Source organism: Priestia sp. RMT2NF4 (genome assembly GCF_047872835.1).
In the GTDB taxonomy this organism is placed as follows: domain Bacteria; phylum Bacillota; class Bacilli; order Bacillales; family Bacillaceae_H; genus Priestia; species Priestia zanthoxyli.
This window is the reverse complement of sequence record NZ_JBLQZO010000002.1, coordinates 745,580-769,997: the sequence shown is the minus strand read 5'-3', so window position 1 is coordinate 769,997 and position 24,418 is coordinate 745,580. Positions and strand designations below refer to the sequence as shown.

At 39.8% G+C, this 24,418-nt stretch carries 25 protein-coding genes; 19 read left to right on the top strand and 6 right to left on the bottom strand.

Annotated features, from left to right (window positions below; genetic code table 11):
- Positions 1-5: 5 nt before the first annotated feature.
- From ACMX9J_RS13120 to ACMX9J_RS13105, 4 genes are all read left to right on the top strand, one after another.
- Entirely contained in the window at positions 6-665 is a 660-nt protein-coding gene (locus ACMX9J_RS13120; RefSeq protein WP_013059114.1) for an amino acid ABC transporter permease, read from the top strand.
- Positions 658-1,380, top strand: coding sequence for an amino acid ABC transporter ATP-binding protein (locus ACMX9J_RS13115; protein ID WP_028411574.1), 723 nt, complete (start codon positions 658-660; stop codon positions 1,378-1,380). The genes ACMX9J_RS13120 and ACMX9J_RS13115 overlap by 8 nt, the downstream gene beginning before the upstream one ends.
- A 160-nt stretch (positions 1,381-1,540) precedes the next feature.
- Positions 1,541-2,491 carry an aromatic acid exporter family protein gene (locus ACMX9J_RS13110; protein ID WP_013059112.1) on the top strand — a complete coding sequence of 317 codons (951 nt, stop codon included), beginning with the start codon at positions 1,541-1,543 and terminating at the stop codon, positions 2,489-2,491.
- A 98-nt stretch (positions 2,492-2,589) separates the two neighbouring features.
- Positions 2,590-3,114 (top strand): L,D-transpeptidase, encoded by a 525-nt coding sequence (locus ACMX9J_RS13105; protein WP_014458269.1) that lies wholly within the window; start codon positions 2,590-2,592, stop codon positions 3,112-3,114.
- A 75-nt stretch (positions 3,115-3,189) separates the two neighbouring features.
- Here ACMX9J_RS13105 and prli42 read toward each other — a convergent pair whose 3' ends face one another.
- Complete coding sequence (gene prli42, locus ACMX9J_RS13100) at positions 3,190-3,285, bottom strand: stressosome-associated protein Prli42 (protein WP_149917156.1); 96 nt, start codon at positions 3,283-3,285, stop codon at positions 3,190-3,192.
- Between the two features lie 149 nt (positions 3,286-3,434).
- Here prli42 and mce point away from each other — a divergent pair, with 149 nt between their 5' ends.
- The 12 genes from mce (at position 3,435) to rnz (ending at position 17,604) form a co-directional block, all read left to right on the top strand.
- Positions 3,435-3,860 carry a methylmalonyl-CoA epimerase gene (gene mce, locus ACMX9J_RS13095; RefSeq protein ID WP_080754463.1) on the top strand — a complete coding sequence of 142 codons (426 nt, stop codon included), beginning with the start codon at positions 3,435-3,437 and terminating at the stop codon, positions 3,858-3,860.
- Entirely contained in the window at positions 3,853-5,403 is a 1,551-nt protein-coding gene (locus tag ACMX9J_RS13090; protein ID WP_033579719.1) for an acyl-CoA carboxylase subunit beta, read from the top strand. Before mce ends, ACMX9J_RS13090 begins: the two co-directional genes overlap by 8 nt.
- A gap of 25 nt (positions 5,404-5,428) precedes the next feature.
- Complete coding sequence (locus ACMX9J_RS13085) at positions 5,429-6,547, top strand: tripeptidase T (protein WP_013084962.1); 1,119 nt, start codon at positions 5,429-5,431, stop codon at positions 6,545-6,547.
- A gap of 224 nt (positions 6,548-6,771) precedes the next feature.
- Positions 6,772-8,133 (top strand): NAD(P)-dependent oxidoreductase, encoded by a 1,362-nt coding sequence (locus ACMX9J_RS13080; RefSeq protein WP_416225834.1) that lies wholly within the window; start codon positions 6,772-6,774, stop codon positions 8,131-8,133.
- 21 nt (positions 8,134-8,154) lie between these two features.
- The gene (gene preA / locus ACMX9J_RS13075; protein WP_416225833.1) at positions 8,155-9,435 is read left to right on the top strand and encodes an NAD-dependent dihydropyrimidine dehydrogenase subunit PreA; all 1,281 of its coding nucleotides are present in this window, start codon (positions 8,155-8,157) and stop codon (positions 9,433-9,435) included.
- Positions 9,436-9,454: 19 nt separating this feature from the next.
- Positions 9,455-10,873, top strand: coding sequence for a dihydropyrimidinase (gene hydA, locus ACMX9J_RS13070; protein WP_033579723.1), 1,419 nt, complete (start codon positions 9,455-9,457; stop codon positions 10,871-10,873).
- A 33-nt stretch (positions 10,874-10,906) separates the two neighbouring features.
- Positions 10,907-11,119 carry a hypothetical protein gene (locus ACMX9J_RS13065; RefSeq protein ID WP_028411568.1) on the top strand — a complete coding sequence of 71 codons (213 nt, stop codon included), beginning with the start codon at positions 10,907-10,909 and terminating at the stop codon, positions 11,117-11,119.
- A 395-nt stretch (positions 11,120-11,514) separates the two neighbouring features.
- On the top strand, positions 11,515-11,706 hold the full coding sequence (locus ACMX9J_RS13060; protein WP_013059103.1) for a hypothetical protein: 192 nt from the start codon (positions 11,515-11,517) through the stop codon (positions 11,704-11,706).
- A 139-nt stretch (positions 11,707-11,845) separates the two neighbouring features.
- Positions 11,846-13,477, top strand: coding sequence for a PucR family transcriptional regulator (locus ACMX9J_RS13055; RefSeq protein ID WP_033579724.1), 1,632 nt, complete (start codon positions 11,846-11,848; stop codon positions 13,475-13,477).
- 207 nt (positions 13,478-13,684) lie between these two features.
- Positions 13,685-15,154 carry a CoA-acylating methylmalonate-semialdehyde dehydrogenase gene (locus tag ACMX9J_RS13050; protein WP_028411566.1) on the top strand — a complete coding sequence of 490 codons (1,470 nt, stop codon included), beginning with the start codon at positions 13,685-13,687 and terminating at the stop codon, positions 15,152-15,154.
- A 93-nt stretch (positions 15,155-15,247) separates the two neighbouring features.
- Positions 15,248-16,606, top strand: a complete 1,359-nt coding sequence (locus tag ACMX9J_RS13045; protein WP_028411565.1) for an aspartate aminotransferase family protein — start codon at positions 15,248-15,250, stop codon at positions 16,604-16,606.
- Between the two features lie 68 nt (positions 16,607-16,674).
- Entirely contained in the window at positions 16,675-17,604 is a 930-nt protein-coding gene (gene rnz, locus ACMX9J_RS13040) for a ribonuclease Z (protein ID WP_033579725.1), read from the top strand.
- A 28-nt stretch (positions 17,605-17,632) separates the two neighbouring features.
- Here rnz and namA read toward each other — a convergent pair whose 3' ends face one another.
- Positions 17,633-18,649 carry an NADPH dehydrogenase NamA gene (gene namA, locus ACMX9J_RS13035; protein ID WP_028411563.1) on the bottom strand — a complete coding sequence of 339 codons (1,017 nt, stop codon included), beginning with the start codon at positions 18,647-18,649 and terminating at the stop codon, positions 17,633-17,635.
- Between the two features lie 137 nt (positions 18,650-18,786).
- Positions 18,787-19,635, bottom strand: a complete 849-nt coding sequence (gene proI, locus ACMX9J_RS13030; RefSeq protein ID WP_034270974.1) for a pyrroline-5-carboxylate reductase ProI — start codon at positions 19,633-19,635, stop codon at positions 18,787-18,789.
- 268 nt (positions 19,636-19,903) lie between these two features.
- On the opposite strand from proI, the gene ACMX9J_RS13025 reads away from it, so the two are divergent.
- Together ACMX9J_RS13025 and ACMX9J_RS13020 are read left to right on the top strand one after the other, a co-directional pair.
- The gene (locus tag ACMX9J_RS13025) at positions 19,904-20,860 is read left to right on the top strand and encodes an MBL fold metallo-hydrolase (RefSeq protein WP_028411561.1); all 957 of its coding nucleotides are present in this window, start codon (positions 19,904-19,906) and stop codon (positions 20,858-20,860) included.
- A 23-nt stretch (positions 20,861-20,883) separates the two neighbouring features.
- On the top strand, positions 20,884-21,678 hold the full coding sequence (locus ACMX9J_RS13020; RefSeq protein ID WP_047749858.1) for an SDR family NAD(P)-dependent oxidoreductase: 795 nt from the start codon (positions 20,884-20,886) through the stop codon (positions 21,676-21,678).
- 72 nt (positions 21,679-21,750) lie between these two features.
- On the opposite strand, the gene ACMX9J_RS13015 is transcribed toward ACMX9J_RS13020, so the two are convergent.
- Positions 21,751-21,966 carry a CDGSH iron-sulfur domain-containing protein gene (locus ACMX9J_RS13015; protein WP_028410691.1) on the bottom strand — a complete coding sequence of 72 codons (216 nt, stop codon included), beginning with the start codon at positions 21,964-21,966 and terminating at the stop codon, positions 21,751-21,753.
- 130 nt (positions 21,967-22,096) lie between these two features.
- Between ACMX9J_RS13015 and ACMX9J_RS13010 the strand changes: the two genes are divergently transcribed.
- Complete coding sequence (locus ACMX9J_RS13010) at positions 22,097-22,435, top strand: iron-sulfur cluster biosynthesis family protein (RefSeq protein WP_045292968.1); 339 nt, start codon at positions 22,097-22,099, stop codon at positions 22,433-22,435.
- Here ACMX9J_RS13010 and ACMX9J_RS13005 read toward each other — a convergent pair.
- Both ACMX9J_RS13005 and ACMX9J_RS13000 read right to left on the bottom strand, forming a co-directional pair.
- Positions 22,432-23,343, bottom strand: coding sequence for an alpha/beta hydrolase (locus tag ACMX9J_RS13005; RefSeq protein WP_028411558.1), 912 nt, complete (start codon positions 23,341-23,343; stop codon positions 22,432-22,434). The two genes, ACMX9J_RS13010 and ACMX9J_RS13005, sit on opposite strands and share 4 nt — an antisense overlap.
- Positions 23,344-23,411: 68 nt before the next feature.
- Positions 23,412-24,308: a hydroxymethylglutaryl-CoA lyase gene (locus tag ACMX9J_RS13000; RefSeq protein WP_047749859.1), complete on the bottom strand. Its 897-nt coding sequence runs from the start codon at positions 24,306-24,308 to the stop codon at positions 23,412-23,414.
- Between the last annotated feature and the right edge of the window lie 110 nt (positions 24,309-24,418).

Sequence of the window (24,418 nt, the reverse complement as noted above, 5' to 3'; positions counted from 1 at the left end):
TAGGCATGAATTTGGATTTTTCGCAAATCGTGCCTTCTATGCCTTATATTTTAAAAGGGATAGGGGTAACGATACAGATAGTCCTAGCTTCAGCAATTTTAGGGTTTGTGCTGGGAGTTATTTTATCTTTATGTAAAATCAGCCGCAATAAACCTCTTCAATGGTTTGCGGATGCATATACGTCCGTGTTTCGCGGAACACCGCTTGTACTGCAATTATTATTAATATACTTTGGATTACCTCAGCTGCTCGGGTTTGATATTGCCCCGTTTCCAGCGGCCGTTGCTGCGTTCGGGCTAAACTCTGCAGCATATATATCTGAAATTATTCGCGCTGGTATTTTAGCTGTTGATAAAGGACAGCGTGAAGCGGCATTAGCGTTAGGAATTCCTTATCGCCGCATGATGGGACAAATTATTTTGCCACAGGCACTTAAAAATATTTTACCTGCTTTAATGAATGAGTTCATTACATTAACAAAGGAATCAGCTATCGTTACAGTTATTGGAGCACTCGACATTATGCGCCGTGCTTACATTGTAGGGGGAGAAAAATTCGCCTACCTTGAACCGTTAATTTTTGCAGGGTTGATTTATTATGTAATGGTAATGGGCTTAACGCTCCTTGGTAAAGCAGTCGAGAGGAGAATGAGAAAAGGTGATTAACGTTGAAAATTTACACAAATCATTTGGTAAGAATGACGTTTTAAAAGGTATTTCAACTACGATTAAGGAAAAAGAAGTCGTAGCTGTTATTGGCCCTTCTGGTTCTGGTAAATCTACTTTTTTACGCTGTATGAACCTGCTTGAAGAACCGACGAGCGGATTAGTTTCCATTAACGGTCAAGTGATTACAGATAAAAAAACAAACATTATGCGTGTGCGTGAAAATGTAGGAATGGTATTTCAGCATTTTCACTTGTTTCCACATATGACAGTGCTTGAAAATTTGACGTATGCTCCGATGACGGTAAAAGGCGTGTCAAGAGAAACGGCTGTTGCTAAAGGCAAAGAATTACTCCAAAAAGTTGGACTTGCTCAAAAAGCCAACGAGTTTCCAAGTCGCTTATCGGGCGGTCAAAAGCAGCGTGTAGCTATTGCAAGAGCATTGGCAATGGAGCCGAAAGTAATGCTGTTTGACGAACCAACATCAGCATTGGATCCAGAGATGGTAAAAGAAGTGCTAGATGTAATGAAGTCGCTAACAGAAACAGGAATGACGATGGTCATTGTAACGCATGAAATGGGATTTGCACGAGAAGTAGCGGATCGTGTGCTGTTTTTAGACGGCGGTGTGCTTGTTGAAGATGCGCCTCCGGCCGAATTTTTCTCAGCCCCTAAAAGCAAGCGTGCTAAAGATTTCTTAGAAAAGATTTTATAATAAAAAAAGTGCAGGAAGAGTACGATCTTTTCTGCACTTTTTTTATTGAAATTTATAAAGTACAGCAAGATTTAAGGTTGTGTTATTTTTCTATTCGTGTTAATAAAGAATAGAGTATTTTATCACACTAAAAAGAAACCAACATGTAGGAGTCTAGAAAATGAAATTTAAAATTGGGTACCGGACAATTAAAACAGCCGTCGGTACATCACTGGCTATTATTATAGCTCAGTTCTTTCACCTCGAGTTTTTTGTATCAGCTGGAATTATCACCATTTTGTGCATTCAAAATTCAAAGAAAAAATCGCTGCGAAGCGCAAGCGATCGTTTTATTGCTTGTTCTTTATCCATTCTGTTTTCGTTTATATTCTTTGAAGGGATTGCTTATCATCCACTTGTTATAGGACTGATGCTGCTTTTGTTTATCCCGGTTACGGTTATATTCAAAGTTAATGCAGGCATTGTTACAAGCTCCGTTATTTTGCTTCATATTTACTCCAAAGGCAATATGACGTGGGGAATCGTCTTTAATGAACTTGGCTTAATTGTAATTGGGATAGGGGTTGCCCTGCTTGTGAATTTATATATGCCAAGTTTAGATCAAGAGCTTCGCACGTATCAGCAAGAAATTGAAGAAAATTTCCGATCGATGTTAAAGGAAATTGCCCTGTATCTCAGAACCAATGACAGCAGCTGGGACGGTAAGGAAATTGCAGATACCGTAAAAATTTTAGAAAAAGCAAAAAGCCTTGCGTTTCGTGATGTAGAAAATCATTTTGTACGTGGGGAAAATTATTATTACCGCTATTTTAAAATTCGTGAAAAACAGCTTGAAATTATTGAGCGTACGCTTCCTCTCATTACCGCTATTGATTTGGTGGTAGAACAGCGCTACATGATTGCCGATTTCATTGAAGAATTAAGTCTATCCATCCACCCCGGTAATACAGCAAAATTATTTTTAGCCAAACTTCAGCATTTACGAGAAGCGTTTGCAGAGATGCCGCTTCCCAAAACGCGGGAAGAGTTTGAAGCGCGTGCCGATTTACTGCACGTAGTCAAAGAAATTGAACAATATTTGGTTATTAAACAAACCTTAAAAATAAGTTAAACAGCATGCATGTTGTGTATCTTGCTTACGAACACTAAATAAGACAAGAGATGTCTCTCTTGTCTTTTACTTAGGACTAACGTAAGGTGGTGGATTACGTGCATGTGTTTGCTTTTATCCTTTTACTACTATCTCCGGTTTGGCCATTAGGAGAAAATCCGTTGCCAAATGATCCTTATATTATTATTAATAAACAAAGCAATGAGCTTGCTTATATTCAAAATAAAGAAATTAAACAAATTATTAAAGTAGCAACGGGGAAAACAGTTAATCTGACGCCCGAAGGGGAGTTCACGGTAACAGTAAAAGCTGTTAATCCTTATTATCGGAGAAGTAACATTGAAGGAGGCGCTCCTCAAAATCCTCTAGGTGTAAGGTGGATTGGGTTTGATGCAAGAGAGACTGACGGACGTATTTATGGCATTCACGGTACAAATCAGCCGGATTCCATCGGTAAATATGTATCGAATGGCTGTATTCGCGTAGAAAATCGTGAAGTAAGCCATTTATATGATCAAGTCCCGTTAGGTACAAAAGTATGGATTGTATCTACAGATCAATCTTTTGAAGAGTTAGCCGCTCAAAAAGGCATTGTGAATATACAGCAAAAGACTGGTGACTAGTCACCAGTCTTTTTTATATGTTTGCATTGCACAAAGAAACAGCAGTGCAGCTATGTTTTTAGTCATCAGTCTCGATTAAAACCACATCGCAAGTCCCGCTAGAAGCGTAGATATTAACATGACAAGAAGCATTAAAAACACAATGGTTTTTTGGATTTTCTTATTAGACATACAACCAAAGTCCTCCTACACGTTTTTTTCTTATTTTACATGTCTTCCGCTGCTTAGACAAGCAACTTTCTGTACATACGCGAGCAGGAGATTTCTTTTGTTTTCAAGAATATGTGTAAATGAAAACGCTTTTTTAAAGAGGTGAGAAAGTGATAAAAGGAATTGATCACATAGGAGTAGCTGTAAAATCAATTGAAGGCAGCCTCCCTTTTTACGAAAAGGTATTAGGACTGTCTCTATTAAAAGTAGAAAAAGTAGAAGAACAAGGAGTAAAAGTGGCTTTTATTCAGTGCGGCAACGTAAAAATTGAATTATTAGAGCCGCTCTTTGAAGACAGTGCAGTCGGTGCGTTCATCAAAAAGAGAGGTGAAGGTCTTCACCATGTTGCTTTAGGTGTACGTACGATTGAAGAACGGATTAACGAGTTAAAGGAAAAAGGTGTACAAATGATTGACGATGTTCCGCGAAAAGGCGCAGGGGAAGCATCCATTGCTTTTTTGCATCCTAAGTCAGCAAACGGTGTTCTTTATGAGCTCTGTGAAAAAACACTAGAGGAGGAGAAGAAACATGGTTGACATTTATGATAAATTAAATGAATTGTACGATAAGCGCCGGAAAATCGAGTTAGGCGGTGGAGACGAAAAAATTGAAAAACAGCACCATAAAGGGAAGCTAACGGCACGTGAACGAATTGAAATTCTTTTGGATGAACATACATTTGTCGAGTTAAATCCGTTTATTGAGCATCGGTGTGCTGACTTCAGTATGAATAATCAAGTAGGACCAGGAGACGGGGTAGTAACAGGCTACGGCAAGATAAACGGTCGCTCAGTCTATTTGTTTTCGCAAGATTTTACGGTATTTGGAGGCGCGTTAGGTGAGATGCATGCTAAAAAAATTGCGCACGTAATGGATTTAGCGGCTAAAACAGGCGTGCCGTTTATTGGTTTAAATGACTCAGGAGGGGCTCGTATTCAAGAGGGCGTCATGTCTCTTGATGGATACGGTCATATTTTTTATCGAAACGCCATTTATTCAGGTGTTATGCCTCAAATATCTGTTATTATGGGTCCTTGTGCAGGCGGAGCCGTGTACTCACCGGCGATTACGGACTTTGTTTTTATGGTAGAAGAAACAAGTCAAATGTTCATTACCGGACCAAAAGTAATTGAAACCGTAACGGGAGAAAGCATTTCCTCTGAAAATCTTGGAGGAGCAGCTGTTCATAACGAAATTAGCGGTAACGCCCATTTCAGAGGTTCAACAGAACAAGAGGTACTAGAACAAGTACGAACGCTCTTAAGCTATCTTCCGCAGTCTAGTCAAGAGCAGCCTCCTTTAGCTTCAGAGGCACAGAGTGATCATTACCGTCCGGATTTATTAGACGTTGTCCCGTTCGATGCCGTGCGTCCTTACGATGTGCGTCAAGTCATTCACCAAGTAGTGGACGAGCACTCCTTTTTTGAAGTGCAAAAAGACTTTGCCAGAAATATTGTCATTGGTTTTGCCCGCATAGATGGAAAAGTTGTCGGACTTGTGTGTAACCAGCCTAAAGTAATGGCAGGCAGTTTAGATATTAACTCCTCAGATAAAGCAGCAAGGTTTATTCGGTTTTGCGATTCATTTAATATCCCACTTATTACATTTGAAGATGTTACAGGTTTTTTCCCAGGTATCAAGCAGGAACATGGCGGAATTATACGACATGGTGCTAAAATTTTATATGCATACTCCGAAGCTACCGTTCCGAAAATCACGGTGATCTTGCGAAAGGCGTACGGAGGTGCGTATGTAGCTTTAAATAGTAAATCGATTGGAGCCGACCTTGTGTATTCGTGGCCGAATGCAGAAATTGCTGTTATGGGTCCTCAAGGTGCTGCAAATATTATCTTTGCAAACGACATTCGAGGTAGCGAAAACCCAGATGAAACAAGACACGAAAAAATTGAGCAGTATCGCGAGAAATTTGCTAATCCTTACGTAGCGGCAAGCGCTGGAATGGTCGATGATGTGATTGATCCTCGGGAAACACGAATAAAATTAATACAAGCGCTTGAAATGTTGCACAATAAAAAGGAAGAGCGTCCAGCAAAGAAACATGGTAACATACCATTGTAGGTTATTTTTGGAGGGATTACATATTATGATTAATGAACAACGAATCGTTGATTTATTTATTGAATTAGTACAAGTAGACTCAGAAACAAAGCATGAAGAAAAAATCGCTGTTGTACTAAAAGAAAAATTTACCGCATTAGGCGTCGAAGTAGTAGAAGATGATGCCAAAGAAAAAACAGGCCACGGAGCCAACAACTTAATCTGCACACTGCCAGCTACAAAAGAAGGCGTAGACACAATCTACTTTACTTCTCATATGGATACAGTCGTACCTGGAAATGGTATTAAACCATCTATTGAAGATGGCTATATTAAAAGTGACGGCACGACAATTCTTGGAGCGGATGATAAAGCAGGCTTAGCAGCAATGCTAGAAGCAATCACCGTATTAAAAGAAGAAAACATCGCGCACGGCAAAATTGAATTTATTATTACAGTAGGAGAAGAATCTGGCTTAGTGGGTGCTAAAGCTCTTGATTCTAGTCTCGTAACGGCAAAATTCGGCTATGCTTTAGATAGCGATGGCAAAGTGGGAGACATTATTGTTGCTGCGCCGACGCAAGCAAAAGTAAATGCAACAATTTATGGAAAAACAGCTCATGCGGGTGTAGCTCCTGAACGAGGCGTTTCTGCTATTACGATTGCTTCAAGAGCCATTTCTAAAATGCCGCTTGGACGTATTGATGAAGAGACTACAGCGAATATTGGACGTTTTGAAGGTGGAACGCAAACGAATATCGTGTGTGACCGCGTCGATATTTTAGCAGAAGCTCGTTCATTAATTCCAGAAAAAATGGAAGCACAAGTAGCGAAAATGAAAGAAGCGTTTGAAACAGCTGCACAAGAAATGGGCGGACGTGCAGAAGTTGATATTAAAGTGATGTATCCAGGCTTTAAATTTGGCGATGGAGATCATGTTGTCGAAGTTGCTAAAAAAGCCGTGGCTAATATCGATCGTCCTTCACGCCTGCTTCAAAGCGGAGGCGGAAGCGATGCAAATGTAATCGCAGGCTTTGATATCCCAACAGTAAATTTAGCAGTTGGTTATGAAGACATTCATACAACCAATGAAAAAATTCCGGTAGAAGAACTGGTGAAGACATCTGAACTAGTAGTGTCGATTATTAAAGAAGTAGCAAAATAATAGTTGCAGCCTTGCTTTTATATAAAAGCAAGGCTTTTTACATAGTGAATAGTAAATAGTCTGAATTTTTTAACATAATGTATAATGAAGAAAAGACGGTCGTTTTGTACAATAAAGTTAGTAATACATTTTACAAAGTAGAAGTTGAAAATAACGTATATAAAAAATATGTAAGCGCTTTCAATTTAAGTTTTATCAACAGATATTCTTGGGAGGTTGATGCAATGCGATCACCGGAAAGTTTGCAGTCCATCATTCAAAACTTTAATGAAGTAGAAAAAGGGTTGTCCAATAGAGAAGCAGTCGAAGAATCTAATCGATGTTTGTACTGTTATGATGCACCCTGTATTCAGGCATGCCCTACAGGAATTGACATCCCGACGTTTATTAAAAAAATTGCATCGGGCAATTTAAAGGGCTCTGCCGAAACGATTATGTCTTCGAATCCAGTAGGAGCAAGCTGTTCGAGAGTCTGTCCAACCGATGAACTATGTGAAGGAGCGTGTGTGCTAAACCATTCAACCAAACCAATTATGATTGGAGATTTGCAGCGCTACGCAACGGATTGGGCTATTCAAAATGAACAGGTGCTGTTTGAGAAAGGAAAAGCCAACGGCAAAAAGGTAGCGATTGTTGGGGGAGGTCCGGCTGGTCTCTCTGCAGCAAGAGAACTGGCCCGATTCGGGTACGACGTAACCATTTTTGAAGCGGAAAAACAAGCAGGAGGGTTAAATACATATGGAATCGTGTCGTTCCGTCTTCCTCAAGCGATTTCATTCTGGGAAGTTGAACAAGTAAAAAGCTTAGATGTAAAAATTAAAACAAACGTAAGAATTGGAGAAGATATTCTTCCAAGCGAATTACTGCAGTCATATGACGCGGTTGTATTAGCTATTGGTATGAGTAAGGTGCCTTCTCTACATGTTGAAGGTGAAGAGCTAGAAGGTGTGTATGATGCGATTGATTTTGTGAAAAAAACGAAGTCAAAAGCGCTATCAACAGAATTTGTTGGTAAGCGTGTAGCCGTCATTGGAGCGGGAAATACTGCGATTGATGGTGCTACGTGTTCCGTGCGCTTGGGGGCTGAAAATGTTCAAATTTTATACCGTCGTACACGAGAAGAAATGACGGCTTATGATTTTGAATTTGAATTTGCGAAACAAGATGGTGTTGAATTCCGCTGGTTAACGGCTCCTATACGAATTATTGGAGATGAAAATGGTAAGGTGAGCGGGATTGAATGTGTAAAAATGACCCTAACAGATCCAGATGCAGACGGCCGCAGGAAGCCTGTTCCGGTTGAAGGTTCAACGTTTACGATTCCAGTCGATGCTGTTGTTAAAGCAATTGGTCAAGAACGTTACCTGTCTTTGATTCAACAATTCCAGCTGAACCATGAAGACGGAGTTGTCTTAATCAATCAAGAGACGTTCCAAACATCAAATCCAAAAGTATTTGCTTGCGGAGACGTCATTTTTGGTAAAGGACAAGGAGAAGCAATGGTTGTGACCGCTGCTCAGCAAGGAAAACAAACGGCGTTAAATATTCATATGCAGTTAACAAAAGAAACAATGGAAACAGCTTAAAATCAGGAGGAGGAGAAATCTATGGCAGATTTAACAACAAATTTAGCAGGTATTCAATCACCAAATCCGTTTTGGTTGGCATCCGCACCGCCAACCAATTCAGGTTATCAAGTGCAGCGTGCATTTGAAGCAGGATGGGGAGGCGCAGTTTGGAAAACGCTTGGTGATCCGATTTTAAATGTTTCCTCTCGATTTGCTGCCGTTGGCTTCAACGGTCAGCGCGTAGCCGGCTTTAACAATATTGAGCTAATCACCGATCGTCCGCTTGAAGTTAATTTGAAGGAAATCTATGAAACGAAAAAGAAGTTTCCTAACCACGCAATTATTGCCTCTCTTATGGTAGAGCCTCAGCAAGAAAAATGGCATGAGGTTGTCAAAAAAGTAGAAGATGTAGGAGTAGATGGATTAGAGCTGAACTTTGGCTGTCCGCATGGAATGGCAGAACGAGGGATGGGTGCTGCCTCTGGGCAAGTCCCTGATTTAGTTGAAAAACAAACGTATTGGGCTAAAGAAGTAGCCCAAACGCCGGTCATTGTTAAGCTAACCCCAAATATCACAGATATTACCGTTACAGCAGAAGCAGCGGTTCGAGGTGGTGCCGACGCTGTTAGTATGATTAACACCATTAATAGTTTAGCAGGAGTAGACATTCATTCATGGAATACAATTCCACACGTAGCGGGAAAAGGCGCTCACGGAGGCTATTGCGGCCCGGCTGTTAAGCCGATTGCATTAAACATGGTTGCTGAATGTGCAAGAAGTCCGTTTATTAACGTTCCAATATCTGGTATGGGGGGCGTTTCGAACTGGCAAGAAGCAGTGGAATTTATGCTCATGGGTGCTACAGGTGTGCAAGTATGTACAGCTGCTATGCATCACGGATTCCGCATTGTAGAGGATATGATTCAAGGTCTCAACTATTACTTGGATGAAAGAGGAATCGAAAAAGTAAGCGATATTGTAGGGAAAGCCGTTTCAAAATATTCCGACTGGGGCAACTTAGATCTCAATTATAAAGTAGTGGCTCGCATCGACCCTGATACGTGTATTAACTGCAATAAGTGTCATATTTCTTGTGAAGATACTTCTCACCAATGTATTGATATGTTGAAAGATCCTTCAGGGAAACCTTATTTAAAAGTACGAGAAGAAGATTGTGTAGGCTGTAATTTATGTTCGATTGTATGTCCTGTGGACGGAGCTATATCTATGGTTGAATTACCAAATGAACAACCGCCAATGACGTGGAATGAACGCCAAGCTGCTTTACAAGCGACGGCTGCACAGCGATTGGACGTATAAATACAAAGGGGATGAAGAAATGAAGAAAATCGTTAAAAATGGTGTCATAGTCACAGCAACAGATACGTATAAAGCCGATATTTTAATTGAAAATGGAGTGATTTCGGCAATTGGCTCAGCTTTTGAAGAACAGGGATGCGAAGTGATTGATGCAAAAGGCAACTATGTATTCCCAGGAGGCATCGATCCCCATACTCATTTGGATATGCCGTTTGGAGGGACCGTTACAAAAGACGACTTTGAAACAGGTACAAGAGCAGCAGCTTTTGGAGGTACGACAACTGTTATTGATTTTTGCTTAACCAATAAAGGCGAACCGCTCCAAAAAGCGATCGGCACATGGCATGAAAAATCAAAAGGAAAAGCGGCTATCGATTACAGCTTTCATCTAATGATTGGAGAAATCACGGAAGATGTATTAAATGAGCTTCCTACGATTATTGAAAAAGAAGGAATTACTTCTTTTAAAGTGTTCATGGCCTATAAAAATGTTTTTCAAGCAGACGATGCTACCCTTTACCAAACGCTAGTGCAAGCTAAAAAACTAGGGGCGCTTGTGATGGTACATGCTGAAAATGGAGATGTTATTGAGTATTTAACGGCAAAAGCGCTGGAGCAAGGACAAACTGATCCTATCTATCATGCACTCACTCGTCCTCCGGAAATAGAAGGAGAAGCTACGGGAAGAGCCGCAGTGCTAACCGAGCTTGCTGACTCACAGCTCTATGTTGTTCACGTATCTTGCGCTGAAGCAGTTAAAAAGATTGCTGAAGCAAGGGAAAAAGGCGTAAATATCTGGGGCGAAACGTGTCCGCAGTATTTGACGCTTGACCAAACCTATTTAGAGAAACCGGATTTTGAAGGAGCAAAATACGTATGGTCGCCGCCTTTACGTGAAAAATGGAACCAAGATGTTTTGTGGAATGCCCTGCGTAATGGCGACTTGCAAACGATTGGATCAGATCAGTGCTCGTTTGATTTTAACGGTCAAAAAGATCTAGGAAAAGGAGATTTTACAAAGATTCCAAACGGAGGACCTATTATCGAGGATCGCATGAGCCTTTTATTTTCAGAAGGAGTAGTGAAAAACCGAATTAATATCAATCAGTTTGTGGATATAACGTCAACAAAAATCGCGAAGCTGTTCGGACTGTATCCGAAAAAAGGAACGATAGCAGTTGGTGCAGACGCGGATCTGCTTATATTTGACCCTTCTGTTGAACGTGCGATTTCAGCTAAAACGCATCATATGGCAGTTGATTATAGCGCATTTGAGGGAATGAAAGTTACAGGTGAGCCGGTTTCAGTGCTTTGCCGAGGAGAATTTGTCGTAAAAGATAAGCAGTTTGTCGGTCAAAAAGGCTATGGACAGTATACAAAAAGAGCAAAGTTTAATGAGTTAAACACGGCTAACGAAGCTGAAAAATTAACGTTATAAAAACAGATGCCAAAATAGATTGGAGGCAGGGGAATGTCAAGTTACCATGAATATATGGCAGAGCGGGAAAAGATTGATTTTTTGCTGCAAAAAGGATTTAAAATAACGGCTGTAACAGAGAATCTAAGCGGGGCGTTTGTGACGTTTGAACGCATCGAAAAGAATCAAACCGAACAAGAAACGCTTCATATATTGACGGCGGATGCTAGAAAGTATTTTTCATCCTTACTGATTCAACAAGTATAAAAACGAAGGCTGAGACAAAATTATTTTAGCTGAAGGAAGATCCGAACGATGAATCGTTCGGATTTTTTTATTGGTAGGGTGAACGTAGGTTTCACGTATGCAGGAGCTCCTAGATGTTGATGGAAGTAATTTAGTTATGTCTCAATCCCTTTCTTTGTTTACTAAGACCTATAAGTTTTTTACTATATTGGCTGACAAAAGTGATCCGTTTTTGTGTTTTTTTCGTTTTGGATGTGAAACAAAATAACTAGATATTATCCATTGACTGTATTACAGTTGTTACATTTCGTTTACATCGAAAGAGAAAAGGTTTAGTTATCTAGTAAATTGTAGTAAATATTATAGTAGAACGTTTTCACAATAAATCTATTAAATATAAAAAGGGTGTGACACGGATGGATCAAGCTACGCAGTGTATGACACAAGAAGAAACAAAAATTATTGATAAATTAAAAATGGAAATGTTAAATGCAGTGTCACTACAAGATTTGCGTTTTTATAAAAAAGAAATTCACCGAATTAAAGAACAAGCGGTTAAGCGCCACGGTTTTTTTAATAAATTACAGCAAACGGCTCAGAAGCTGTAACGATCCATTATCGTTACAGCTTTTTTCGTTTCTTTTATTAAATATTTTATTTCTTCTAAATATTTAATATAATGTAAGAAGATATAGCTTTTGTTCTACACATATGCGAAATACGCGTTAATGATCCAGGAGACATGATGTGAAATTCGCTAGGGGCGGTGTTGACTTGAAATCATATTTAACAGTAACAGAGATTTTAACAAGGAAACATTTTGTAAACTGTGAAGTAATAGCTGGAGAGAAAGGGCTTACTAATTCTGTGAAGTGGGTGCACGTGATGGAAGTGACGCGCATTAATGAGCTGCTAAAAGGAAACGAGCTCATTTTATCAACAGGGGTAGGCTGGGGAGAAGATCCTCAATCTTGTTTATCATTTCTTCAGCAATTAATTTCTTGTAAGGCATCAGGACTGTGTATTGAACTTGGCACTTATACTTCTAAGATTCCGCAAATTGTCATTGATAAAGCGAACGAATGTGATTTTCCGATTATTTTATTTCACGAAGAAGTTCCGTTCGTTGAAATTACGCAAGATGTTCACTCACTTTTAATTAATCAGCATTATCAAATGATTTCCGATTTAGAACAGTATTCTCATCGGCTAAATCAGCTGCTGTTAACAGTTAATGACCCGGCCGTTATCTTACAGTGTTTATATGAATCTACGGGGCTTCTTGTCGGCCTTAAAGTTTCAAATGAATTATTTACCTTTGCTCCGGAGATGGACTTACTCAAACAGCAGCTTCTACTTCATTATATAAGCAGGGAAAATGAGAGTCCGCATTTTACTGAGCAGCCTATTCATTTATTAGGACAAGATTATGCTCAGCTGTATGTCGCCTCTATAAATGAAGCGTTAACAGAACTTGAAGTGCTCACCGTTGACCGGACGGCAACTGCACTTGCTCAGCATTTTTTGAAGGACTTGTATGTCGAAGAGAAAAAAAGAGTAGATGAAACTGAATGGATGACGAAATGGATGAACGGAGAGCTAACTCTTGAACAAATAAAAGATTCTATGCACGAGGTGTGTTCAGATTCTCCTATTCGCGGGGGTATCGTTGTTTGCTGTAAGTGGCAAAGACGGGAAAAGTTTGATCGAACGTATTTTAAGCTGATCTTACGAAGCATCTTTGAACAAGAAGGCTTTCACTTATTAGTCTCCGAGCGAAATCGCGAAGTGTTATTTATTCTTTTGAACAAACGAATGGTTAGCACGTGGAGAGAGAGATTAGAAAGCAGCCTTCACCGCTGGATGAATCAATACGAATCGGATGAAAACTCAAAGCGGAACGCTATTAGCTTTATCGGAATTGGCCAATACTGTGAACAGCTTGACTGTATGCATAAAAGCTATGAAACGGCTAAAGAAACAATTTCGATTCAAGAAATGCTGCAAAAACAAACCATTATTCATTTTTATGATGATTTGCATATGTACCGAATTATTTCGCTTTTACATCAGCATGAAGACTTACAGGAAGTGGTGTTTGAATATCTGCAGCCCGTTATTACATATGATGAAACGTACAATGCAAAACTCATGGAAACATTAAAAATTTATTTAGCATGCAACGGATCTAAACAAGAGACGGCTAAGCGTTTATACATTGTGCGGCAAACGCTGTATCACCGCATTGAAAAACTAGAAAAGCTGCTGGGTGAAGATTTTATGGAGCCGGAAAAACGATTGGCGATTGAATTTATGATTATGGCATATGAATATTTGTTTATGATGAAAAAGTCGCGTGCGGAATTTATAAACGGATAAGTAAGCAGCTGGAAACAGCTGTTTTTTTATGTTGAGGATGATTTTACTATATGTTCATTTTAGTTCATGCTTTCTCCGAGTTCACTGCGCAAAATGTGAAACGAGAATCTAGAGTTGTTTCACATTTTGTCTAATGCAACCACCATTTATTTATTCAATAATAAAGGTAGATTTGTCATTTCTTATTTTTTGAGGAGGCCAAGCGATATGTCAGTTGTGAATAATGATACGCAAGTTTTAAAAAATTACGTGGGCGGAAAATGGGTTGATACGGCAGGGCAAAAATTTGGAGAGGTAATTAATCCATCGACGGGCGAAGTAATTGCAAAAGTACCGCTTTCTACAAAAGAAGACGTAGCCAATGCGGTGGAAACAGCGCAAAAAACATTTGAAACATGGCGTAACGTTCCTGCTCCAAAACGAGCAAGATTAATGTTTGCGTTTCAGCATTTACTAGTTAAGCATCACGAAGAGTTAGCGAAATTAGTTGTACAAGAAAACGGCAAGGCTTTTAAAGAAGCTTACGGTGAAGTACAGCGCGGTATTGAATGCGTGGAGTTTGCTGCGGGTGCTCCTACTTTATTAATGGGAGAATCATTAAATAACATAGCGGAAGAAATTGATTCTGAAATGTTCCGTTTCCCACTTGGTGTTGTCGGAGGCATCACACCTTTTAATTTTCCAATGATGGTACCGCTGTGGATGTTCCCGCTTGCCATTGTATGTGGAAATACGTTTGTATTAAAACCGTCTGAGCGAACGCCGCTTTTAGCAACGCGACTTGCTGAACTTTTTACAGAAGCAGGAGCACCGGATGGATTATTAAATATTGTACACGGGGCACATGATGTCGTGAATGGATTAATAGAGCACGAAAAAGTTAAAGCGATTTCATTCGTCGGATCGCAGCCGGTAGCAAAGTATGTTTATGAACAAGCTGCAGCTCAAGGGAAACGAGTTCAGGCTTTATCCGGAGCTAAAAATCATCATGTTGTGATGCCAGACTGCGATATGGATAAAGCGGTATCCCATATTATCAGCTCGGCTTATGGAAGTGCCGGCCAGCGATGCATGGCTTGCAGCGCCGTGGTCGTAGTTGGTGAAAAAGGAGATGAATTCGTCGCAAAATTAAAGCAAAAAGCAGATGAATTAATTATGGGAAGCGGATTTGATGATGAAGTGCTTCTAACGCCCGTGATTCGAAAAGAGCACCGTGATAAGGTGCTGGATTATATTGAACTTGGCATGAAAGAAGGGGCGGAACTCATTCGTGACGGACGTAAAGAAATGGATGAACATGCAGAAGGAAATTTCTTAGGAGCAACCATTTTTGACCGCGTAACTCCTGATATGACCATTGCTAAAGAAGAGATTTTTGCACCTGTACTAAGCTTGCTTCGCGCTGACACATTAGATGAAGCACTTCGCTATATGGAAAAATCTCGTTTTGGAAATGGAGCAACGATTTATACAAAAGATGCAAAAGCGGTGCGTCAATTTAGAGAAGAAGCAGATGCGGGTATGCTCGGCATTAACGTAGGAGTACCTGCTACGATGGCCTTCTTCCCATTCTCCGGCTGGAAAGACTCTTTTTACGGAGATTTGCATGTAAACGGCAAAGACGGTTTGAACTTCTTTACACGTAAAAAGATGGTTACATCACGCTTTGACTTTTAACATATAGATGAATATAGCAAGTGGCTTCGGCATTTTGTCGAAGTCTTTTCATACAGAAAAAAATACCGCGCTAGCGATTTGGGAGTGGATAAGATGGTACAGGTCAGTCAAAATGAAAAAGATCTGCGTGCAAAAGATGAGCAGTATGTATGGCATGGAATGAAACCATACAGTCCGGATGCAACGATGGTAGCTACAAAAGCAAAAGGTGCTTGGATTACAGATGAACAAGGAAATCGCTATTTAGATGCAATGGCAGGGCTTTGGTGTGTAAATACCGGGTATGGACGGGATGAGTTAGCGCTCGCAGCCTATGAGCAGCTAAAAGAACTGGCTTATTTTCCGCTCACTCAATCTCACGTACCTGCTATCAAACTAGCAGAGAAGCTAAATGAAATGCTAGGTGATGATTATGTTATCTTCTTTTCAAATAGCGGATCTGAAGCAAATGAAACGGCTTTTAAAATTGTGCGTCAATACCATCAGCAAAAAGGAGAGCATTCTCGCTACAAATTTATTTCGCGTTACCGAGGGTATCACGGAAATTCAATGGGCGCACTAGCAGCAACGGGCCAAGCTCAGCGTAAATATAAATATGAACCGCTTGCTCCTGGCTTTATTCACGTTGCGCCGCCTGATTCATACCGAGGGCAAGATGACTACCATGCGCCAAAAGAAGAGCTTCAATCTGTAAAAGATATTGACAATGTCATGACGTGGGAGCTAAGCGAAACGATTGCCGCTGTTATTATGGAGCCAATTATTACAGGTGGAGGAATTCTTTTACCGCCTCAAAATTATATGAAAGGCGTAAAAGAAACGTGTGAAAAACACGGTGCACTTCTAATTGTAGATGAAGTTATTTGCGGCTTTGGACGTACAGGAGAAGCCTTTGGTTTTATGAACTATGATGTAAAACCAGATATCATTACCATGGCAAAAGGAATTACAAGCGCATATCTTCCGCTCTCGGCAACTGCTGTTAAAAAAGAAATCTATGAAGCGTTCAAAGATAGCGATCAGTACGAGTATTTTCGCCACGTTAATACATTTGGAGGAAGCCCGGCTGCGTGTGCACTGGCATTAAAGAATTTAGAAATTATGGAAAGAGAAAATCTGTTTGATCGTTCTAAACAGCTCGGGGCTTACGTATTAAGTGAGCTAACGCCGCTTATTGATAGCCACCCATACGTTGGAGATGTAAGAGGTAAAGGGCTTTTAATCGGAATTGAACTTGTAGCTGATAAGCAAACGAAGGAACCGCTAGACGTTAATCTTGTAAATGAAGTGATTGCTAAATGTAAAAGCAAAGGAGTCATTATTGGGAAAAATGGAGCAACGGTAGCCGGCTATAATAATGTTCTCACGCTCTCGCCGCCGCTCAACATTGAGGAAAGTGATATTGAGCTGTTATTAGCTACTATTACGTATGCGCTTGACAGCATCAAATAGGTAAGTTTGCAAAAAGCCTGTATAATATACTTACAGGCTTTTTGTGCGTGTGAAGGAGGAAGTAGAAAATGGAATTGTTATTTTTAGGAACGGGTGCAGGAGTACCAGCAAAACAGCGGAATGTTTCATCTCTTGCGCTCGAACTTTTGCAAGAAAGAGGGGCGGTGTGGCTTTTTGATTGCGGAGAAGCAACGCAGCATCAAATTTTACATACAACCGTTAAACCGAGACGAATTGAGAAAATTTTTATTACGCACCTTCACGGTGATCATATTTATGGCTTACCTGGACTCCTTGGAAGCCGTTCGTTTCAAGGCGGAGAATCGCTGCTTACTGTATACGGGCCAAAAGGAATTAAAGAATTTATTGAAGTCACGCTTGCTGTAAGTCAAACTCATCTGCAATATCCTCTAGAGGTTGTTGAAATAGAAGAGGAAAGTGAAAGTGGAACGATTTTTGAAGATGAAACTTTTTCAGTGGAGTTTGGCAAACTTGAACATGGCATTTTATCTTATGGATATCGCGTTGTCGAAAAAGATTTGCCAGGGTCACTGGACGTTCAGCGTTTAAGAGAAATGAATATTCCCCCAGGGCCTCATTATCAGCAGTTAAAAGAAGGGAAAGAAGTAGTATTAAAAGATGGGCGTCTAATCAATGGACAAGAGTTTGTAGGAGAACCTAAAAAAGGGAAGGTCATCACGGTTTTAGGAGATACAAGAAGGTGCACGCAAAGTGTTCAGCTTGCTATGCATGCGAATGTGTTAATCCATGAAGCTACGTTTGCAGCGGGAGACGAGGAGCTTGCTTACAACTATTTTCATTCTACTGCAAAAGAAGCCGCTGAAATTGCTAAAACAGCATCGGCCGAGCGTCTTATTTTATCTCATATCAGTTCGCGTTACCAAGGAGACGCAGTCAGCCAGTTAGCAGAAGGAGCAAAAGAAATTTTTCCGAATACCGATATAGCAGAAGACTTAAAAAGGTTTACGATTTCATAAAAAAAGACGAGGATATCCTCGTCTTTTTTTACCATCCGCGTTCGTACTGAACGGGTGCTGAAAGTGTTTCATTTAATTCTTTTGCCGCCGTGCGCGGGAAGTACGGATCGCGCAGAAGTTCGCGCGCAACAAAAATTAAATCAGCGCGTTCGCTTTGTAAAACCTCTTCAGCTTGTCGTCCAGTTGTAATTAATCCAACTGCGCCTGTATCAATATTTGCCTGCTGCTTAATTTTATCTGCAAACGGAACTTGATAGCCAGGGTATACGTTAATTGGAGCATGTACAAGAGCACCGGAACTAACGTCAATTAAGTCGACACCTTGTTCTTTCATCCATTTTGCAAATACAACGTGATCATCGACTGTTAATCCGCCTTCTGTATAGTCAGAAGCAGAAACACGGACAAATAAAGGACCGTCCCACTCTGTTTTCACAGCGTCAATAATTTCCTTTAAGAAACGATAGCGGTTTTCTGCGCTGCCGCCATATTCGTCGCTGCGTTTATTGCTTAGCGGTGATAGGAATTGATGTACTAAATAACCGTGTGCCGCGTGAAGCTCGATAATATCAAATCCAGCTTCCTTTGAGCGTCGAGCGCTTTCTTTAAAGGCAGAAATCGTTTCATGAATTTGTTCTGTGGTCATTTCCACAGGTTTTTTACTTTTATCATCAAAAGCAATCGCAGAAGGAGCATAAATATCGCCTTCAACAGTTGCTTTACGTCCTGCGTGTGCAAGTTGAATGGCCGTTTTTGCACCGTTTTCTTTTAGCTGTGTCACAAGTTTTGTTAATCCATCTCTTTGCTCATCATTCCAAATCCCTAAGTCTTGAGCTGAAATACGACCTTGTGGGACGACAGCTGAGGCTTCAACCATAATGAGACCTACTTGTCCAACCGCGCGAGTTGTGTAGTGAACCATATGAAAGTCGGTTACTACTCCGTCTTCTTTTTCGCATGAATACATGCACATTGGTGACATTACAATTCGGTTTTTTAATGTTACGTCTTTCACTGTATAAGGTGAAAATAGTTTTGTTGTCATTCGGTTTAACCTCCAATTATTTCGATACTCTAAACAAAAGTTATTATATCACCGCATTGAAATATCTTTCACATAATCTGCTTATCCATTTTTAATCATAAAAAAACCTCTTTCTTTTTTTAGAAAGAGGTGAACCTTTACGAACGTTTACTCGAGATTTTTTCGTCAATCGTATCTCCTAAATATTTAGAGCGAATGGTAGCTTGTTCAATACACTGCATCATCGCTTCTTGGAAGTTATGAGAAATAAGCTGTTCGATTCCTGCTTCTGTTGTACCGCCAGGACTCATAACTTCTTTTCGAAGTACGGCCGGTGTTTTAGGTGACTGTTTCAGCATTTCTGCAGCACCGATAAGCGTTTGAAGAATTAGTTCATTTGACACTGACGTATCCAAGCCTTGTTTTTCAGCTGCTTTTTCCATTGCTTCTACTAGATAATAGACATACGCTGGGCCGCTTCCAGATAGTCCTGTTACAGCGTGAAGCTGCTCTTCCTCTACAGTTGTAACCGTACCAATCGTTTCAAATAAAGCAGTAGTAACGTTCATATGCTCCGCTGTAGCAAACTTCCCGGGTGCAATGGCTGTAGCCGATAATCCAATAGAAGCAGATGTATTTGGCATAGCTCTTACAACCGCTACTTCTTGGTCAAACAAGTTTACAATTGTGGCAGTCGATACACCCGCTAAAACAGAGAGAACGAGGTGATGGGGACGAATATAGGACTTAATCGTATTGATGCTTTCGGCTACGTCTTTTGGTTTAATAGCAAGCACGACGATATCGCTTTTTTCTATTAACAAGGCATGATTACGCGTAATGTTAATTCCATAGGCGTTTCGAAGTTCGTGAAGTCTTTTATCGCTGCTATGATTTGTTACGGTGATTTGATTGGGGCGAAGCTTTTTATCTGACAGCAGCCCTGAGATCATGGCTTCAGCCATTGATCCAGCTCCAATAAAGGCGATGTTTAAATCCGTTTTCATTAAAATTTCCTCCAGTCATTTGCTATCCAATGAAAACAGATACTGAAATTTCAGTATCTGTTAAAGGTTTGTGTTTGTGTATCTCTTCTTTATAAAATGCATAGTTATCTAAAGATATGAATAAAACTTCACTATATTTCTGTCATTATGCAATGAAAAAGAGAGGGATGTCAATGTAATTTTCAGAAAACGAAAGCAATTGTATAAATAAGGGGGGAAATCGTGTAAACTTAAAAGAAAATGCGATGGTAAAGGAGCAAAAATACAGATGAATGAGCAATTGTATAAAATTGTGCTGCCTACTCCTTTTGCGGTAGGAGATGTGAATGTTTTTGTTATAAAAGGTCAGACCGTTACGCTAATCGATGCTGGTATTAAAACGGAGGCAGCGTGGTCTGTATTTAAAGAAAAGCTTAATGAAATAGGATTAAAACCAGATGATATTAAACAAGTTGTCCTAACTCATCACCATCCTGATCACGTAGGAATGCTTGATTTTTTTGATAAAGATATTGCCATAGTCGGTCATGCGAAAAATCAGCCTTGGATCTCTCAGAATCCGGATTTTTTTGAGTGGTACGATGCGTTTTTTGAAGATCACTTTATGAAAGCGGGCGTAGATGAAAGATTTCGCCCCTATTTAAAACGTTTAAAAGCATCAATGAAGTATTCATGTCACCGTTCTCTTACGACTTCTGTGCAGGAAGGAGATTACATTCCGGGCCTAGAGAGTTGGAAAGTGCTTGAAGTGCCCGGTCATGCTCAAAGCCATATTGCATTATACAATGAAAAAACAGCGGTTATGATTGGAGGAGATTTGCTGTTAAAGCATATTTCATCTAATCCGCTTATTGAACCTCCTATGAAACCAAGCGGCGAGCGGCCTAAAACGCTTCTTCAATATAATCATTCGTTAAGACGTCTGCTTGACTTAGAGATAAGCTGTATCTATACAGGTCATGGAGATGAAGTATTACATGTCCGTGAACTTGTACAAGAGAGGTTACAAAAGCAAAGCGACCGAGCGGATAAAGTGCTTAGCATGATAAAAGAACGCCCTCAAACAGCGTTTGATATTTGCAAACAGCTATTTCCTACTATTTATGAAAAAGAACTAGGGCTAACTCTTTCTGAAACAATTGGTCAGCTCGATTTTTTAGAAGATGCAAATAAAATCAGTACACATGAAAAGGAAAGTACGCTTATTTATTCTGTGTGCTCTTAACTTACAAAAAAGGTGTGTTATATTTGAAATCCTCGTTAAAGAACCAACATGTCGTGATTACAGGCGCTTCAGGAGGTCTTGGAGAACATTTAGCTTATGAAGTGGCCAAAAGAGGGGGCGTCCCCGTTTTACTTGCACGTACAGAAGAAAAGCTGCAGCGAGTAGCTGAGCAAATTAATCAAAAGTATGGGATTACCTCTTACATATATAAAGCTGACGTAGCGAACGTAGAGGAAGTCAGAAGTGTTGTTCAGAAAATGATAAGTGAAATTAAGCGTGTTGATGTGCTGATTAATAATGCAGGCTTTGGTGTATTTGAAGAAGTGAAAGAAGCATCCATTTCGACAATTGCATCAATGTTTCAAGTCAATGTTATTGGATTAATTGCATGTACACAAGAAATTTTAGCTTATATGCTAAAAGAAAACAAAGGACATATTATTAACATTGCTTCTCAAGCAGGCAAACTGGCAACGCCTAAATCCAGTGGCTATTCAGCTTCTAAACATGCCGTGCTAGGGTTTACCAACAGCCTGCGAATGGAATTAGCAAAAACGGATATCTATGTAACCGCAGTGAATCCAGGTCCTATTCAAACCAACTTTTTTTCAATAGCGGATCAGTCAGGAAACTATGAAAAAAGTGTAGAAAAGTTTATGTTAACACCTCAATACGTAGCTGAAAAAACGGTCAATATTATTGGGAAACCAAAACGAGAAGTCAACTTGCCTAAGTGGATGAACATGGGTTCGAAGGTGTATCAGCTTGCCCCGGGGCTCGTAGAAAAATTGGCAGGGGATGCGTTTAATAGAAAATAACCTGTGCTTTAATCACAGGTTATCAATGTTTTCGTTAATGCTTTCGTTCAGTAAAGCTGTATTTCTATGAATCTACTGCTCGTCTAAAACTTTTGCAGCGCGCACACAAGAGTCGAATTTTCCTTTATGATTTCCGTCGCAAAAGGGCATCTTTTGCGACTGGCCACATCGGCATAGTGAAAATGTCGGCTTTGTTTCAAATTTATTGCCGTCTGCATCAATTAATTCAACGTCTCCAGTGACACGGAAAGAACCGTTATCCATTACTTTAATTTGTACTTTTGACATAGAAAAACCTCCTTTTTGTACACACCTATATGAAGCGCCAGAGTTTAATGAAAGCAAGATGTGTATTATACTCATTATATAAGCAATTTTCGTTTGTTTATACAATTAGTTTAAAAGGAGTTAAAGGAAAATGAATATTACCTTTACAGATAAAGCGATAGCAAAAATACAAGAAAAGTACGGAAAAGATTCTTCACTATATTTAAAATTGAAATACGATACGGATGGATGCGGCTGTGTGGTGAGCGGTGTAACGACGCTATGGATTGTTGATGAAAAAGAGAGCGATGATGTGACCATCGAGACGAATTTTGTTCCCGTTCTTGTCGAAAAAACAAAGCAAGTATTTCTAGATGATAATATGACGGTTGACTACAATGAAAGTGCATATGCGTTTATGCTAAAATGTCCTTCTCAAATTTTAAATCCGCGCATGTCATTCATCGATAAAACAAAAGAAGCGCTTTAATGCGCTTCTTTTTGTATTTTTTCTAAAAATGATTCAATAACTTGTTCATATTCCCCTGGATTATCAGCATACGAGCGGGCATGAGTGCCTACAGGTGCCAAATACATCCGTTTTGCACCCATTTTTTTGGCATGCAGCTGCTCGGTCATTTTAGGAAGAATATAGTCATCTTCTTTACTATGGATAAACAGAACAGGATGTTTTATTTGATCTACGACTGAAATGGGGGATACGTCTTTAAATGAATAGCCTTCTCGCCATTTTAAAATAATATTGGCTGCTGGCATCACAAGCTGTTTGGGCAGATGGAAATCTTGTTTTAAGCGATAGGCAAGAAGTTCTTCCAAGTCTGAAAAAGGGCAGTCGACAATATAAAAATCAGCTCCGTCTTCCATTCCAGCATACAAAAGAGTGGTCGCAGCTCCCATAGACTCCCCGTGAATCCCAAGGGAAATAGTTGAACCGAATTGTTCTTTTACCCAGTGAACAACAGATTGAAGGTCCAGCTTTTCATAATAGCCGTAGCTCGTTGTTTTCCCTTCAGACTTGCCGTGACGGCGATGATCATAAAGAACGACGTTCCATCCAAGCTTCAGAAAAAGCCGAGCATATTTCATAGAATTCAGTGAATGAACTGTGACTCCATGCGAAAGAATCATAAATCGGTTGTTATCGTGTTGTTTAATAACGGTTCCAGCTATGTTATAGCCTAGAGAAGAAGGAAGTACAAATGCTTCTTTAGGAAGAGTGCTATAGACTTTCTCATCATAAAAGCCATCTTCCGTATCGCGGTCAATAATAACTTTGTCGGTCTTTTTACGGATGTACATCATTTGATTTGTAAAAAAGATGCCAAGAGCGGCAAATGCTCCGAGAACGCTTCCTACTAATAATAGCCATTTTTTCATGATTAGCGGCTCCTTTTGTTAATATAGCTATTAGTTATTATAGCATCGCTCTCATAAAAACCTAATTTTTAACGCTGTGCAAATAAAGAGTATTGCTTGCTTTCAATCGGTCTTGAAATGTAAGGAGCGATAAAATCGACCGCTTCGAGCAGCTTTTCTTCATTAATAGAAGTGGAAATACCCATTTCATGAAGCATAAAGACAAGATCTTCGGTAGCTACGTTTCCCGTTGCTCCCTTAGCAAATGGACATCCTCCTAGCCCGCCAGCGGATGAATCGAACCTGTTAATACCGGCTTGCAGAGCTGCATAGATATTTGCAATAGCCAATCCTCTCGTATCGTGAAAGTGCGCAGCAAGTAGCGTGTGGGGGAAACTTTGTTTTAATTTCGAGAAAAGTGAAAATACATCTTTAGGATTTGCCATGCCAATTGTATCGGCAACGCTTAGCTCATCTACTCCAGCTTCCACAAAGCTTTCGCAAAGGCTCAGCACGTCACGTTCATTTATTTTTCCTTCATATGGGCAATAAAAGGCGGTGGAAATGCAGGTGCGAATAAAACATTCTTGCTGCTTAAGCTGCTGAATGAGAGGAAGCAGCGTTTGGACAGCTTCTTCGGTGTTTTTGTTAATATTTTTTTGATTAAAAGTATCGCTTACGCCAATAAAAAGCGCAACCGAGCGGCAATCAGCTTGCAGTGCCTTTTCCAAGCCTTTTTGATTCGGCACCAGTACAATGTTTCGGCATGTATCAGGCTGGAATATAGGTGCAATAGTAGAAGCATCTTTCATTTGAGGAACCCATTTTGGAGAAACAAAGGATGTAATTTCGATTTCAGATAGTCCAGCTTCTTTTAATTTTTTGATAAAATTAATTTTTTTATCAGTTGGAACAAAATTTTTTTCATTTTGAAGTCCATCTCGTGGACCAACTTCTATAATTGTTACTTTTTCAGGAAATCCCATAAACCGCTCTCCTCCCACAATGTAAACGCTTACTAATATTTATTTTAATTCTAAAAAATTAAAATTCAATAAAAATTATAAATTTTTACAAAAAAAGAGGAATTTCGCAA

Excerpts from the sequence above, each read along its gene's own strand:
- ACMX9J_RS13080 (WP_416225834.1), top strand. The coding sequence starts at position 6,772 with ATGCGATCACCGGAAAGTTTGCAGTCCATCATTCAAAACTTTAATGAA.
- ACMX9J_RS13045 (WP_028411565.1), top strand. The coding sequence starts at position 15,248 with ATGGTACAGGTCAGTCAAAATGAAAAAGATCTGCGTGCAAAAGATGAG.
- ACMX9J_RS13110 (WP_013059112.1), top strand. The coding sequence starts at position 1,541 with ATGAAATTTAAAATTGGGTACCGGACAATTAAAACAGCCGTCGGTACA.
- ACMX9J_RS13000 (WP_047749859.1), bottom strand. The coding sequence starts at position 24,308 with ATGGGATTTCCTGAAAAAGTAACAATTATAGAAGTTGGTCCACGAGAT.
- ACMX9J_RS13025 (WP_028411561.1), top strand. The coding sequence starts at position 19,904 with ATGAATGAGCAATTGTATAAAATTGTGCTGCCTACTCCTTTTGCGGTA.
- ACMX9J_RS13010 (WP_045292968.1), top strand. The coding sequence starts at position 22,097 with ATGAATATTACCTTTACAGATAAAGCGATAGCAAAAATACAAGAAAAG.
- ACMX9J_RS13060 (WP_013059103.1), top strand. The coding sequence starts at position 11,515 with ATGGATCAAGCTACGCAGTGTATGACACAAGAAGAAACAAAAATTATT.
- namA (WP_028411563.1), bottom strand. The coding sequence starts at position 18,649 with ATGACAACAAAACTATTTTCACCTTATACAGTGAAAGACGTAACATTA.
- ACMX9J_RS13090 (WP_033579719.1), top strand. The coding sequence starts at position 3,853 with ATGGTTGACATTTATGATAAATTAAATGAATTGTACGATAAGCGCCGG.
- proI (WP_034270974.1), bottom strand. The coding sequence starts at position 19,635 with ATGAAAACGGATTTAAACATCGCCTTTATTGGAGCTGGATCAATGGCT.
- ACMX9J_RS13120 (WP_013059114.1), top strand. The coding sequence starts at position 6 with ATGAATTTGGATTTTTCGCAAATCGTGCCTTCTATGCCTTATATTTTA.
- ACMX9J_RS13005 (WP_028411558.1), bottom strand. The coding sequence starts at position 23,343 with ATGAAAAAATGGCTATTATTAGTAGGAAGCGTTCTCGGAGCATTTGCC.
- ACMX9J_RS13015 (WP_028410691.1), bottom strand. The coding sequence starts at position 21,966 with ATGTCAAAAGTACAAATTAAAGTAATGGATAACGGTTCTTTCCGTGTC.
- ACMX9J_RS13065 (WP_028411568.1), top strand. The coding sequence starts at position 10,907 with ATGTCAAGTTACCATGAATATATGGCAGAGCGGGAAAAGATTGATTTT.
- rnz (WP_033579725.1), top strand. The coding sequence starts at position 16,675 with ATGGAATTGTTATTTTTAGGAACGGGTGCAGGAGTACCAGCAAAACAG.
- prli42 (WP_149917156.1), bottom strand. The coding sequence starts at position 3,285 with ATGTCTAATAAGAAAATCCAAAAAACCATTGTGTTTTTAATGCTTCTT.
- ACMX9J_RS13050 (WP_028411566.1), top strand. The coding sequence starts at position 13,685 with ATGTCAGTTGTGAATAATGATACGCAAGTTTTAAAAAATTACGTGGGC.
- preA (WP_416225833.1), top strand. The coding sequence starts at position 8,155 with ATGGCAGATTTAACAACAAATTTAGCAGGTATTCAATCACCAAATCCG.
- ACMX9J_RS13085 (WP_013084962.1), top strand. The coding sequence starts at position 5,429 with ATGATTAATGAACAACGAATCGTTGATTTATTTATTGAATTAGTACAA.
- hydA (WP_033579723.1), top strand. The coding sequence starts at position 9,455 with ATGAAGAAAATCGTTAAAAATGGTGTCATAGTCACAGCAACAGATACG.